General features: G+C 70.5%; 9 protein-coding genes. 3 read left to right on the forward strand and 6 right to left on the reverse strand.

What is annotated here, in order from left to right:
- Window positions 1-4: 4 nt before the first annotated feature.
- Complete coding sequence (locus ACZ4SA_RS16330; RefSeq protein WP_468274632.1) at window positions 5-250, reverse strand: SCO4848 family membrane protein; 246 nt, start codon at window positions 248-250, stop codon at window positions 5-7.
- Window positions 251-347: 97 nt separating this feature from the next.
- On the opposite strand from ACZ4SA_RS16330, the gene ACZ4SA_RS16335 reads away from it, so the two are divergent.
- Window positions 348-1,625 (forward strand): D-alanyl-D-alanine carboxypeptidase family protein, encoded by a 1,278-nt coding sequence (locus ACZ4SA_RS16335; protein ID WP_468274635.1) that lies wholly within the window; start codon window positions 348-350, stop codon window positions 1,623-1,625.
- Here ACZ4SA_RS16335 and ACZ4SA_RS16340 read toward each other — a convergent pair.
- From ACZ4SA_RS16340 to ACZ4SA_RS16355, 4 genes are all read right to left on the reverse strand, one after another.
- On the reverse strand, window positions 1,573-2,562 hold the full coding sequence (locus tag ACZ4SA_RS16340) for a YihY/virulence factor BrkB family protein (RefSeq protein ID WP_468274638.1): 990 nt from the start codon (window positions 2,560-2,562) through the stop codon (window positions 1,573-1,575). The genes ACZ4SA_RS16335 and ACZ4SA_RS16340 overlap by 53 nt on opposite strands.
- Window positions 2,563-2,666: 104 nt before the next feature.
- Window positions 2,667-3,248: a 2'-5' RNA ligase family protein gene (locus tag ACZ4SA_RS16345; protein WP_468274640.1), complete on the reverse strand. Its 582-nt coding sequence runs from the start codon at window positions 3,246-3,248 to the stop codon at window positions 2,667-2,669.
- A gap of 128 nt (window positions 3,249-3,376) precedes the next feature.
- Window positions 3,377-4,390: a tryptophan--tRNA ligase gene (gene trpS, locus ACZ4SA_RS16350; RefSeq protein ID WP_468274642.1), complete on the reverse strand. Its 1,014-nt coding sequence runs from the start codon at window positions 4,388-4,390 to the stop codon at window positions 3,377-3,379.
- A gap of 536 nt (window positions 4,391-4,926) precedes the next feature.
- The gene (locus ACZ4SA_RS16355) at window positions 4,927-6,195 is read right to left on the reverse strand and encodes a serine hydroxymethyltransferase (RefSeq protein ID WP_468274644.1); all 1,269 of its coding nucleotides are present in this window, start codon (window positions 6,193-6,195) and stop codon (window positions 4,927-4,929) included.
- A gap of 295 nt (window positions 6,196-6,490) precedes the next feature.
- Here ACZ4SA_RS16355 and rocD point away from each other — a divergent pair, with 295 nt between their 5' ends.
- Entirely contained in the window at window positions 6,491-7,696 is a 1,206-nt protein-coding gene (rocD, locus tag ACZ4SA_RS16360; protein WP_468274884.1) for an ornithine--oxo-acid transaminase, read from the forward strand.
- Window positions 7,697-7,825: 129 nt separating this feature from the next.
- Here rocD and putP read toward each other — a convergent pair whose 3' ends face one another.
- Window positions 7,826-11,407 carry a sodium/proline symporter PutP gene (putP, locus tag ACZ4SA_RS16365; RefSeq protein ID WP_468274646.1) on the reverse strand — a complete coding sequence of 1,194 codons (3,582 nt, stop codon included), beginning with the start codon at window positions 11,405-11,407 and terminating at the stop codon, window positions 7,826-7,828.
- A gap of 356 nt (window positions 11,408-11,763) precedes the next feature.
- On the opposite strand from putP, the gene ACZ4SA_RS16370 reads away from it, so the two are divergent.
- Window positions 11,764-13,383 carry an alanine/glycine:cation symporter family protein gene (locus ACZ4SA_RS16370; RefSeq protein WP_468274648.1) on the forward strand — a complete coding sequence of 540 codons (1,620 nt, stop codon included), beginning with the start codon at window positions 11,764-11,766 and terminating at the stop codon, window positions 13,381-13,383.
- Window positions 13,384-13,457 lie beyond the last annotated feature (74 nt).

Here is a 13,457-nt window from a genome sequence, read left to right on the forward strand (position 1 = left end):
GCCCCTACCTGCGCTCTCGGCGCAACGCCCGTACACCACGCAACCCGATGACGCCGATGACCGTCCCCAGAATCAGGGAGGTGACAGCGAGCAGCAGATGGACCCAGAAGTAACCGGTCGGGTCGCCCGCGTCGTCGAAGGCGAGTCCGCTGGCGTCCTTCCACAAGTTCCGGATGAAAGTGACCCAGATGAACCAGCTCCACACCCCGAACGCGAGAAGGAACCAGGAGACGGAACGGCTGAGCTTCATGAACCAAGTATCGCGTCCGACCTCCGACCGGGCCCTGCGGGGTGGGCTGTCCTGGCGTCAGTCCCGGCGAGCCTTCAATACGATCTCCATATTTTCTATGCGGCCCTGTACGTTCTCGTCCGTGTCTGCTCTGAAAACCACCGCGCGAAGGACCGCGTCGACGGTCCTCGCCGCCGCGTTGCTGCCCGCACTGGCCGCGGGCCCCGCGCTCGCGGCCACGCACGACAACAACCCGGACCAGAAGAAGCCGAAACCTCCGGCGCGCATGTCCTCGGTCGGCGGCGTCCAGCTCGCCGAACCGGGCACACAGGTCAAGCTCGGACCCGGCGCGCCCGTGCTCCCCAAGGACGTCAGCGGCCGGTCCTGGATCGTCGCGGACGCCGAGAGCGGTGAGGTGCTCGCCTCGCACAACGCGCACTGGCGGCTGCCCCCGGCGTCGACCATGAAGATGCTCTTCGCGGACACCCTCCTGCCGAAGCTGCCGAAGACCACCGTCCACAAGGTCGCGCCCGAGGAACTCGCCGACGTCGGCGCGGGCAGCAGTCTCGTCGGGATCAAGGAGAACCACACCTACTCGGTCCACGACCTGTGGCTCGGCGTCTTCCTGCGCTCGGGCAACGACGCCGTCCACGTCCTGTCGGCGATGAACAACGGCATGGACCAGACGGTCGCGGACATGCAGGAGCACGCGGAGGAGCTGCAGGCACTCGACACCAAGGTCGTCTCCCCCGACGGCTACGACGCCCCCGGCCAGGTCTCCTCCGCGTACGACCTGACGCTGATCGCCCGCAGCGGCATGCAGAAGAAGGACTTCCGCGAGTACTGCTCGACGGTGAGCGCCGACTTCCCCGGCGAGGAGAAGGAGGGCGAGAAGCGCGGCACGTTCAAGATCCAGAACACCAATCGCCTGCTCACCGGCGCGAACGGCATCACCCCCTACAAGGGCATCGCCGGCGTCAAGAACGGCAGCACCACCCAGGCCGGCTCCACCTTCACCGGCGTCGCCGAACGCAACGGCAAGGTGCTGCTGGTCACCGTCATGCACCCCGACTCGGGGGAGAGCCTGGCGGTCTACAAGGAGGCCGGCCGACTGCTCGACTGGGGTTTCGCGGCGGCCGACAAGGTGACGCCGGTCGGCGAGCTGGTGCCTCCGAGGTCGGCCGAGCCGTCGGCCGACACGGAGGCGGTCAAGGACTCCGACGACCGCAAGGCGGACGCGGCGAATCCGGTCGCCGCCTCGCAGGCCGGCTCCAGCGGCCTGAGCATCGCGCTGAGCGTCGCCGGCGCTGTGCTTGTGGCCCTGGCGACCGCCGTGTTCCTGGTCAAGCGCCGCTGGCCGCTGCCCGACCAGGCGCGTCGCGGACCGGGTCAGTAGCGGACGCGGCGGGCTGCCCACCACCACTGCTCTGCGTCCCGCCACCGCCGTTCCGCGTCCCGCCACCATCGTTCCGCGTCTCGCCACCACTGCTCTGCGTCGCCGTCCAGGCGGCGCAGAACAGCAGCAGCTTGGCCGTGAAGTTGATCCACAGCAGCAGCGCGATCGGGACGCCGAACGCGCCGTACATGCTGCGCGAGGCCACGCCGCTGATGTAACCGCCGAGCAGCAGCTTGAGCAGCTCGAACCCGACGGCGCCGATCAGTGCGGCCACCATCAGCCGCCGGCGCGGCGGCTGTACCCCCGGCAGCAGGGTCAGCGCGTAGAGCAGGACCAGGAAGTTCGCGACGACGCCGACCGCGAGCGCGGCGACCTGCAGCAGCACTCCGCCGATCCCGCCGTCCTCGAGGCCCAGCCGGTCGGCGGTCCAGCCGACCGTGGTCGAGCCGAGTGCGGAGGCGGCGAACGACGCCAGGCCGATGCCGCCGAGACCGGCGAGCACCCCCACGTCCTTGATCTTGCGGACCACGGGGTTGCCTTCGTCCTCGTCGTCGAGCTCCCACACGGCCCTCAGGCACTCGCGCATCGACCCGATCCAGCCGATGCCCATCAGCAGAAGGAGCGCACCGGCCACGGCCCCGACCGTGCCCGCATTGGCGACCAGACCGTTGATGTCGAGCTGGTCGGAGATGCCCGGGACCTGGTCGGAGAGCTGCTCGTCGAGCTTGTCCAGCGCCTGCTGGTCGAGCGTCGCGGCGACGATCGCCGCGACGACGGTGATCAGCGGGAAGAGCGCCAGGAAGCTGAGGAACGTGACCGCGGCGGCAAGGCGCGTCCAGTGGACCCGGTCGAGCGTCTCGTACGACCGCCAGGCATGGGTGCGCATCAGCCGCTGAACGAGCGGGCCGACGACGGGGAGCTTGATCAGCCAGTCCATGCGCCACGCCTACCCGGCATGACCCTCCGCAGGCCCGCGACCCGCCGGGAGATCACCGTCCGCTGCGGAAGCCTCGCGCACGGGAGCCGGGCTCCTCGGGAAGCTCAGAGGGTGGTGGCGTGCTCGTCGACCGGAGTCCCCTGCGGGGGCACGCCGGGGATGCCGCCGCCGAAGGTGTACGTGCTGAGCTTGCGCCACACGGCGTCCGCGCCCTGTTCGTAGAGGGCGAAGGAGGCGCAGGTCCAGGCCGCCGCGTACTCGGAGAGCTCCTCGTACGCACGGTCCATCGCCTCCTCGGAGATGCCGTGCGCCACCGTGACGTGCGGGTGGTAGGGGAACTGCAGCTCGCGCACCAGCGGCCCGGACGCGTCCCGCACCCGCTTCTGCAGCCAGGTGCACGCGGCGCCACCCTCGACGACCTGGACGAAGACGACGGGCGACAGCGGACGGAAGGTGCCGGTACCGGAGAGCCTCATCGGGAACGGCCGGCCGACCGCGGCGACGGCCGCGAGATGCGCCTCAACGGCGGGAAGGAGCGCGGAGTCGACCTCGGTGGGCGGCAGGAGGGTGACGTGGGTCGGAATACCGTGCGCGGCGGGATCCCCGAAGCCCGCGCGCCGCTCCTGGAGCAGGCTGCCGTAGGGCTCCGGGACCGCGATCGAAACGCCGAGCGTTACGGTCCCCACGTCGTTCTCCTCAGTTGTCGGTACGGATCGGTCCGGTCGGATCGACAGGGTCTTCAGCCGCCAGTGTGGCGGCTGCACCCTCTTTGTGGCCAGAGTCCTTGGACACCGGCCTTCGGACTCCTCGCGGCTCAGTGCTTCGCGGGGACGAATCCCAACTTGTCGTAAGTGTCCGCCAGGGTCTCCGCGGCCACCGAACGAGCCTTCTCGGCGCCCTTGGCCAGGATGGAGTCCAGCGTCTCGGTGTCGTCCAGGTACTCCTGCGTACGAGCCCTGAAGGGTGTGACGAACTCCACCATCACCTCGGCGAGGTCGGTCTTGAGCGCACCGTAGCCCTTGCCCTCGTACTTCTGCTCCAGATCGGCGACGGCCGTACCCGTGAGGGTGGAGTAGATGGTGAGCAGGTTGCTGACGCCCGGCTTCTCCTGCGGGTCGAAGCGGATCACCGTGTCCGTGTCGGTGACCGCGCTCTTGACCTTCTTCGCGGTGGCCTTCGGCTCGTCGAGCAGGTTGATCAGGCCCTTGGGCGTGGAGGCCGACTTGCTCATCTTGATCGTCGGGTCCTGGAGGTCGTAGATCTTGGCGACCTCCTTCACGATGTACGGCGACGGGACGGTGAACGTCCGGCCGAAGCGGCCGTTGAAGCGCTCCGCGAGGTCGCGGGTGAGCTCGACGTGCTGGCGCTGGTCCTCGCCGACCGGCACGGCGTCCGCCTGGTACAGCAGGATGTCCGCGACCTGCAGGATCGGGTACGTGAAGAGACCGACGGTGGCACGGTCGGCACCCTGCTTGGCGGACTTGTCCTTGAACTGGGTCATGCGGCCGGCCTCGCCGAAGCCGGTGAGGCAGTTCATGACCCAGCCGAGCTGGGCGTGCTCCGGGACGTGGCTCTGGACGAAGAGCGTGCAGCGCTCGGGGTCGAGGCCGGCCGCGAGCAGCTGGGCCGCGGCGAGTCGGGTGTTCGCACGCAGCTCTGCCGGATCCTGCGGCACGGTGATCGCATGCAGGTCCACGACCATGTAGAACGCGTCATGGGTTTCTTGCAGCGCCACGTACTGGCGGATGGCACCGAGGTAGTTCCCGAGGTGGAACGAACCGGCGGTGGGCTGGATACCGGAGAGCGCGCGGGGTCGGGATGAGGCCATGTTCCTCATTCTCTCAGGTGTGGAACCGATCTCCGGCGCCGGTGCATCAAAGGGCTGAGGACACGGGACGGGACCCTCGAGCGGGGTCCGGTGGGGGGCCGCGCCATCGACGCCGAGGGCGCGGTGATCGCCCGTGTGCGCGCTGGTCCTCGGCGTCCGCGTGACGGGCGTGGCCTTCCCGGAACCCGTGGACTGCGTGCCGGTCCTGGGCGCAGGGCCGCCCGGTCGCTGCGCGGCCGGTGGCGCGCGGTGTCCGTGGGGCGAGTCCGGTGTGCTGGTGGCCATGCCCCCCGCCCCTTGTCGGCCCGGCTGCCGCGGCCGCCGTTCGGCGGCCGTGGCAGCCCCCGGGGCCCGGGCCCGCGCCGGCAACTGCTGGACGGCTGGGGACGCCGCCCGGCCTGACGGCCGGCCCGGCCGTCAGGCGGGGCAGGCGGGGCAGGCAAGCCGTCAGGCAGCCAGGCGGCATGCGGCCGGCCGCCAGGCGGGCAGGCCATCAGTCGGCAGGCGGCATGCGGTCGGCCGCCAGGCATCGGCCGTCAGGCAGGCAGGCCGGGTGCGGGGTAGGCGGCCATGAGGTCGGCCACCTCGGCGCGGATCGCGGCGAGCGTGTCCTCGTCGCCCTTGCCGGCGGCCGTGACGCCACGGTCGATCCACTCGGCGACGGCGGCCATGTGCTCCGTGCCGAGGCCGCGGGACGTCAGGGACGGAGTACCGATGCGGATGCCCGACGGGTCGAACGGCTTCCTGGGGTCGTAAGGGACGGTGTTGTAGTTGACGACGATCCCGGCCCGGTCGAGGGCCTTGGCCGCCACCTTGCCGGGGACTTCCTTGGAGGTGAGGTCCATCAGGATCAGATGGTTGTCGGTGCCGCCGGAGACCAGGTCGAAGCCGCGCACGAGCAGTTCCTCGGCGAGCGCCTTGGCATTGGCGACGACCTGGGCGGCGTAGTCGCGGAAAGCGGGCCGGGATGCCTCGTGGAGGGCGACGGCGATGGCGGCGGTGGTCTGGTTGTGCGGGCCGCCCTGGAGCCCCGGGAAGACCGCCTTGTCGACGGCCTTGGCATGTACCTCGCGGGACATCAGCATCGCGCCGCGCGGGCCGCGCAGGGTCTTGTGGGTGGTGGTGGAGATGACGTCGGCGTGCGGCACGGGCGAAGGGTGGGCGCCGCCCACGATCAGGCCGGCGATGTGGGCGACATCGGCGACCAGCACGGCACCGGCCTCCTTGGCGACCTCCGCGAAGGCCGCGAAGTCGATGGTGCGCGGCAGTGCGGTGCCGCCGCAGAAGATGACCTTGGGCCGTTCTTGCAGAGCGAGTGCGCGCACCTCGTCGAAGTCGATGAGCCCGGTGTCCTGGCGTACGCCGTACTGGACGCCCCGGAACCACTTGCCGGTGGCGGAGACGCCCCAGCCGTGGGTGAGGTGGCCGCCCATCGGCAGGGCCATGCCCATCACGGTGTCGCCGGGCTCGGCGAAGGCGAGGTACACGGCGAGGTTGGCCGGGGAGCCCGAGTAGGGCTGGACATTGGCGTGCTCGACTCCGAAGAGCGACTTGGCGCGGGCGACGGCGAGCTGCTCGATCTGGTCGATGTTCTGCTGGCCCTCGTAGTACCGGCGGCCGGCGTAACCCTCGCTGTACTTGTTCTGCAGGACGGTGCCCGAGGCCTCCAGCACGGCCTGCGAGACGTAGTTCTCGCTGGGGATGAGCCGCAGGGTGTCGGCCTGGAGCCGCTCCTCCGCGCCGACCAGGGCGGCGAGCTCGGGGTCGGTCGAGGCCAGCGCGGGGTGGGAGAGGGGAAGGGTCATGGGAGTGGTCCTCCGGGGCGATCCGTGGTCGTCGGTCGTGGTCCCGGGGTGCCTGGGGGCACCCCCGTGCCGCACGGCTACGGGGAGTGCGGCACCTCGCGCGTATACCCGCGCACGGCTTCCTCGGGGTCGCTTCCCCGTACGCCGGGCGCCGTTGCGTGCCGCCCACAGTAGCGGCCGGCGTGCCGACGCGCCGTCGCGTCCACGCTGCGAGCCGCGGGTGGCGCGCGACGATGGAGAGGGCGCGGTCACCCGCGCCCCGAGCCGGACGTTCGTCCCGATGATCGGAGAGCCCGTGTCGACCACGACATCCGCCATCGCCTCCGCGGAGGCGCACAGCGCGCACAACTACCACCCGCTGCCGGTCGTCGTCGCCTCCGCGGACGGCGCCTGGCTGACCGATGTCGAGGGGCGCCGATTCCTCGACATGCTGGCCGGGTATTCGGCCCTCAACTTCGGTCATGGGAACCGCCGGCTGATCGAGGCGGCGAAGGCGCAGCTGGAGCGGGTCACCCTGACCTCCCGCGCCGTCCATCACGACCGGTTCGGGGATTTCTGCGCACAGCTGGCGGAGTTGTGCGGCATGGAGATGGTCCTGCCCATGAACACCGGCGCGGAGGCGGTGGAGACGGCCGTCAAGACCGCCCGCAAGTGGGGCTACCGGGTCAAGCGGGTGCCGGACAACATGGCCAAGATCGTGGTGGCGTCGAACAACTTCCACGGCCGGACGACCACGCTGATCAGTTTCTCGACCGACCCGGAGGCCAGGTCGGGCTACGGGCCGTACACCCCGGGATTCGAGATCGTGCCCTACGGGGACCTGACCGCTCTGGACGCGGCGGTCACGGAGAACACGGTGGCCGTGCTGCTCGAGCCCATCCAGGGCGAGGCGGGCGTGCTGGTCCCGCCGGCCGGATATCTGCCGGGCGTCCGCAGGATCACCCGCGAGCGGAACGTGCTGTTCGTCGCGGACGAGATCCAGGCGGGGCTCGGGCGCACGGGCAGGACGTTCGCCTGCGAGCACGAGGGCGTCGTGCCGGACATGTACGTGCTCGGCAAGGCGCTCGGCGGCGGTGTGGTGCCGGTGTCCGCCGTGGTGTCCTCCGCCGAGGTGCTCGGGGTGCACAGGCCCGGTGAGCACGGTTCGACGTTCGGCGGGAATCCGCTGGCCTGTGCCGTCGCCCTGGAGGTGATGGCGATGCTGCGCACCGGCGAGTTCCAGCGGCGCGCCACCGAACTGGGCGAGCACCTCCACCGCGAACTGGCTCTGCTGACGGGCAGCGGCGCGGTGACGGCGGTGCGCGGGCGGGGCCTGTGGGCGGGCGTGGACATCGCGCCGGAGCACGGCACCGGCCGGGAGGTCTCGGAGAAGCTGGTGGACCTGGGAGTACTGGTGAAGGACACCCATGGGCCGACGATCCGGATCGCGCCGCCGCTGGTCATCAGCAAGGAGGACCTGGACTGGGGCCTCGACCGGATCCGTACCGTGCTGACCGGCTGACGGGTGCCGGGACGACGCAGTCGGGGGCCCGACGCAGTCGCGCGCCGCGTCGCCCGGCTGCCGCACGCGCACTGGCTCCGAGGCCGTGAAGTCCACGGTTGGAGGCGCGTGCGCGGCGCGGTCGCCCGCTCAGTGGGACGGCGGGTCGGGGACGCCCTGCTCCGTCCAGATGATCTTCCCTGCCGTCGTGTAGCGCGTTCCCCAACGCCGGGCGAGCTGCGCGACGATCAGCAGACCCCGCCCTCCCTCGTCCGTGGTCCGGGCATGGCGCAGACGGGGCGAGGTGCTGCTGGCGTCGGACACTTCGCAGATCAGGGCGCGGTCCCGGATCAGCCGCAGGACGATCGGGCCGGTGGCGTGCCGGATGGCGTTGGTGACCAGCTCGCTGACGATCAGTTCCGTGGTGAACGTCAGGTCGTCCAGGCTCCATGCCGACAGCTGCCGGGTGGTGACGCTGCGGGCGTGTGCGACGGCGGCGGGGTCCGAGGGCAGGTCCCAGGACGCGACCCGGTCGGACCCCAGCAGGCGGGTCCGGGCGAGGAGCAGGGCGGCGTCGTCGGGCGGCGGGACGGCCAGCAGCGCGTCGACGACGCTGTCGCCGGTCTCCCGCAGCGACTGGCCTTGTACCGAGAGCCCTTCCCTCAGCCGGGAGAGGCCGACGTCGATGTCCCGGTCCGGGGCACGGACGAGGCCATCGGTGTAGAGCCCGATCAGGCTGCCCTCCGCCAGTTCCAGTTCCACGGACTCGAAGGGCAGGGAACCGAGGCCGATCGGCGGTCCGGCGGGCAGGTCCAGGAACTCGACGGTGCCGTCGGGGCCGACGATCAACGGCGGGAAGTGACCGGCCCGCGCCATGCTGCACATACCGGTGACCGGGTCGTACACCGCGTACAGGCAGGTGGCACCCATCATCGCGGCGCTCACGCTCTCGTTCTCGGCCGATGCCGGCTCGTCACCGCCGGGCGACTCCATGAGGCCGATGACCAGGTCGTCCAGACGGGCCAGCAGTTCGTCGGGGGGAAGGTCGAGATTGGCGAGCGTGCGCACCGCCGTGCGGAGCCGCCCCATCGTCGCCGCGGAGTTGATGCCGTGCCCGACCACGTCCCCGACGACCAGCGCCACCCGTGCTCCGGACAGGGGGATCACGTCGAACCAGTCACCACCCACCCCGGTCGGCGCATCCGCCGGGCAGTACCACGACTCCACCTCCAGCGCTGATCCGCCGGTCACTTCCTGCGGCAGCAGATAGCGCTGCATCGACTGGGCAGCGGTCCGCTCACGGGTGAAGCGGCGCGCGTTGTCGATGGACACGGCGGCACGGGAGACGAGTTCCTCGGCGAGACGTACGTCGTCCTCCTCGAAGGGCCACGAGCGGCGCCCGGACCGGACGAACGTCGCCGCGCCCAGCGTGACGCCACGGGCCCGTACCGGCACCACCATCACCGAGCGGAGGTCGAACCGGCGGATCGCCGGGCCGAGCGACGGGTCCATGGCCACCCACGCCTCGGGGGAGTGTTCCAGGTCCTCCACGAGGGTCCTGCTCTCCAGCAGGCAGCGGGCGACGGGTGAGGACGGGGCGCGCTGGACCACTTCCCCCACGGCCAGCCGCGCCTCCGGGTTGCCCTCGCGGACGGATCTCTGCCCCGCGCGGCGGATGACCGGGCCGAGGTCGACCGGCCCCGGAGCGGGCTCCTCGCCCCCGATGACCGACTCCAGCAGGTCGACGGCGACGAAGTCGGCGAGGGCGGGCACGACGTTGTCGGCCAGTTCCTGCGCGGTCAGCTGTACATCAAGCGCGCTGCCGATACGGGCACTCGCCTCGTTCAGGAGGGCGAGACGCTCCTGTGCCCGTCGGCGATCGGTGACGTCGATGATCATGTACCAGATGCCCACCTGGCGGCCGCGCCGGTCCTTCATGCCGAAGAACGAGGCCGAGTACGCCCGCTCCCGGTAGGGCGCGGGGTGACCGACGGCGCGGAACTCGTGGTCCATCACCGGAGCCCCGGTCCGCAGGACGGTCCGCATCTTCTCCTCGAAAGCCTCCGCCTCGGGCTTCGGCAACATCTCCTTCACCTGACGCCCCAGCCTCTGCTCAGGGGGGATCAGCCGCCCCAGAACCTTGTTCACCCAGACGTAGCGCAGGTCGGTGTCGAGGACCGCCACGCCGACGGGCGCGTCGGACAGGAACGGTACGAGCAGCAGCTGGCTGACCCCGCCCCCCGGCATCCGCCAGAAGGCCCGCTGCGGCGGCCGGCCGACGAACCTGCCGAAGACCAGCACGGCGACCGTGGCGACGAGCACGCCCGGAACCATCTCGTAGATGTCCGACTCGAGCGGCCCCAGCAGCGGATTGATCCTGTCCCACAGGAGCACCGTGGCCGCACCCGACACGATCCCGGCCATGGCGCCCGCCCAGGTCATCCGCGGCCAGTACAGCGACAGCAGGACGACCGGACCGAACGCCGCGCCGAAACCGGCCCAGGCGTAGGCGACGATGTTCAGTACCCCGCCGCCCCCGAGCGCGATCACACAGGCGACGACGACCACCACCACCACGGCCCCGCGGCCCACCCACACCAGCGTCCGGTCCGACGCGCGCCGGCTGAGGAACGCACGGTAGAAGTCCTCCGTGAGGGCGACGGACGACACCAGGAGCTGGCTGTCCGCCGTCGACATGATCGCGGCCAGCACGGCGACCAGCATCAGCCCGGCGACCCAGGGGTTGAGCAGGGTCTCGCTCAGCACGATGAACACCGTCTCGGGGTTGTTCAGGGGCGGGTCGAGCCGCGCGATCCCCACAAGGCCCACGAGTGTGGCGCCGGCGAGCACGACCAGCACCCACACCGTTCCGATGCGCCGCGCCGCCGGGACCGCCCGGGTGCTGCGGATGCCCATGAAGCGGGCCAGGATGTGGGGCTGGCCGAAGTAGCCGAGGCCCCAGGCGAGCAGCGACACGATCGCCACGGCGCCGAGCGACCCGCCCGCCGTCCACCGGCCGTCCACGAAACCGGCCTCGGTCCCGATGTCCAGCAGGCTCGGCGTCCTCCTGTCGAGGGCTTCCTCCAGGGAACCGAAGCCCCCGAGCGCCGCGACGCCGACCAGGGGGAGCACCAGCAGGGCGACGAACATCAGGGTGCCCTGCATGACGTGTGTCAGGCTGACGGCGAGGAAGCCGCCGAGGCACGCGTAGGTCACGATGACCAGGGCGGTCAGCACCACCCCGAGTTCGAAGGGAACGTCGAAGACCTGCTCGAACAGCAGCCCTCCGGCCACCAGACCGCTGGCGACGTAGACGGTGAAGAACACGACGGTCACGGCGGCCGACACCATCCGGAGCGTCCGGGTTCGGTCCTCGAAACGCTCCTCCAGATAGGCCGACAGGCTGACGGCGTTGCCGGCCCGCTCGGTGTAGGTGCGCAGTCTCGGGGCGACGAGCAGCCAGTTCAGATAGGTTCCGGCGGCCAGCCCCACGGCGATCCAGCTCGCATCGATGCCGACCACGTAGACGGCCCCGGGGAGGGCGAGGAACAGCCAGCCGGACATGTCGCTCGCGCCTGCGGAGAGCGCCGCGACCGGCGCGCTGAGCCTGCGGCCGCCCAGCGCGAAGTCGGCGAAGCTCCGGGTCCGGGTGTACGCCCAGACTCCCACCGCGACCACGGCCACCACATACACGATGAACGTGGCCAGGACCGGCGCGCTCAGGTCGGACATGTCTTCCTCGCTCCGGAGGCGGATGACCCTACGCAGCAGCGTCGGCTGAGCAGCAGCTCACCCTTGTACAAATGTATCGACTCCGGGCCGGTGAGGGCTGGTCGGGAGAATGCGCACGGCCCCCGCCGCGCCACCCTCGCAGGTCGCCGAGGGGGCGGTCCCGGAGCCCTTGGCGGACGATAGGCCGGCCCGAGTGAGCGTGACGTGGTCCAGGTAACCAGCGTCCGAGCCGTTTCTTTGGCCGACTGGACGAAACCGCGGCGACCGGGGCCGCCCTACGGTTCCCCGAATAGCAATCCGGGTTCCGGGACGTTCCGGCGGTGTCGTCGTCTCCGGCCCGGTAGAAGGGGACCGCAATGGCTCTGATGCAACAGCCGCATTCCGCTCCTGAGAAGCTTCCCGCATTCGCCCAAGGGGCGGAGAGCGGATTCCTCGGGTCCGTGGAGGAAAAGATCAACGCGGTATTCGATCCGATTGCCACGGGGCTCGGAGACTTCGTCTTCGGCGAGGTGTCGCTCTTCGGGATCAGTTTTCCCTGGATCGTGGCCTGGCTCGTTCTCGCGGGCGCGGTCTTCACCCTCTACTTCGGACTCATTCAGGTGCGCGGTCTCCGGTTGGCCCTGCAGCTCGTCCGCGGCCGGCACAGCAGGAAGGACGACCCGGGCGAGATCACCCACTTCCAGGCGCTGACATCGGCCGTGTCCGGCACCGTCGGCCTGGGCAACATCGCCGGTGTCGGTGTGGCAGTCACGATCGGCGGGGCGGGAGCCACGTTCTGGATGGTGCTCTGCGGCCTGCTGGGCATGGCGTCCAAGTTCGTCGAGTGCACCCTCGGTGTGCGCTACCGCGATCACCACCCGGACGGCACCGTTTCCGGCGGTCCGATGCAGTATCTGCGCAAGGGGGTCGCGGAGCGGCTGCCCGGATCCACGGGCCGGTTCCTCGGACGGGCCCTCGCGGGGCTCGCAGCCGTCATGATCCTGCTCTTCGGGATCGGCGGCGGCAACATGTTCCAGGCCAACCAGTCCGTCATCCAGCTCCGGGACATCACGGGCGGGGACGACGGCCCGCTGGCCGGCGACGGCTCCGCGCTGGCGCTGGGCGTCGTGCTCGCCCTCGTCGTCGGTTTCGTCATCATCGGCGGGATCAAGTCGATCGGCCGGGTGACCAGCCGTCTGGTCCCGGCCATGGCGATCGTGTACGTCACCGGCTGCCTCATCGTCATCCTGTTCAACGTCACCGAGGTCCCCGCGGCGTTCGGCGCGATCCTCAACGGCGCGTTCACCGGGGAAGGAGTCGTCGGAGGCGTCATCGGAGCGCTGATCGTCGGCTTCACCCGTGCCGCGTTCTCCAACGAGGCGGGCCTCGGGTCCGCGCCGATCGCCCACTCGGCCGTGAAGACGCGCTACCCGGCGACCGAGGGTCTGGTCGCCCTGCTCGAACCGTTCATCGACACCGTGGTCGTCTGCACCATGACCGCGCTGACCATCGTCATCGCCGACACACAGTTCTGGAACGACGCGAAGGCGGACTACGCGGCGAACGGCAACACCGTGGACGGGGTCACCGTCACCTCCTCGGCGTTCGAGACCGTGCTGCCGTGGTTCCCGATCGTCCTCACCGTGGCGGTGGTCCTCTTCGCGATCTCCACCATGATCACCTGGGCCTACTACGGTCAGAAGGCGTGGACCCACCTCTTCGGGCGGAGCAGGCTCAGCGAGCGCGTCTACCAGACGGTGTTCTGCGCCTTCATCGTCATCGGCGCGGTGCTCAGCTTCGGCAGCGTTCTGGCATTCACCGACGCTGTGCTGTTCCTCCTGGCACTGATCAACATCATCGGCCTGTATCTGCTCGCGCCGGTCGTCAAGCGGGAACTGGCGCGGTTCCGCGCGGCGCTGCGCTCCGGCGAAGCGGAGGGCATCGAGTCCGGCGGTCCGGATGACGAGCTGGAGGCGGCCGATCGGACCACGGCATAGAGCTCGGGCGGGCCGGCGGTCGATGACCGACCCGGGTGCTCCGGCAGGTGTTCACGCCGGAGCACCCGGGGGCG

This window comes from Streptomyces sp. NPDC027962 (assembly GCF_055566095.1).

Coding starts and splice junctions, on each gene's coding strand:
- putP (WP_468274646.1), bottom strand. CDS start 11,407: ATGTCCGACCTGAGCGCGCCGGTCCTGGCCACGTTCATCGTGTATGTG.
- ACZ4SA_RS16335 (WP_468274635.1), top strand. CDS start 348: ATGCGGCCCTGTACGTTCTCGTCCGTGTCTGCTCTGAAAACCACCGCG.
- ACZ4SA_RS16370 (WP_468274648.1), top strand. CDS start 11,764: ATGGCTCTGATGCAACAGCCGCATTCCGCTCCTGAGAAGCTTCCCGCA.
- trpS (WP_468274642.1), bottom strand. CDS start 4,390: ATGGCCTCATCCCGACCCCGCGCGCTCTCCGGTATCCAGCCCACCGCC.
- ACZ4SA_RS16355 (WP_468274644.1), bottom strand. CDS start 6,195: ATGACCCTTCCCCTCTCCCACCCCGCGCTGGCCTCGACCGACCCCGAG.
- ACZ4SA_RS16340 (WP_468274638.1), bottom strand. CDS start 2,562: ATGGACTGGCTGATCAAGCTCCCCGTCGTCGGCCCGCTCGTTCAGCGG.
- ACZ4SA_RS16330 (WP_468274632.1), bottom strand. CDS start 250: ATGAAGCTCAGCCGTTCCGTCTCCTGGTTCCTTCTCGCGTTCGGGGTG.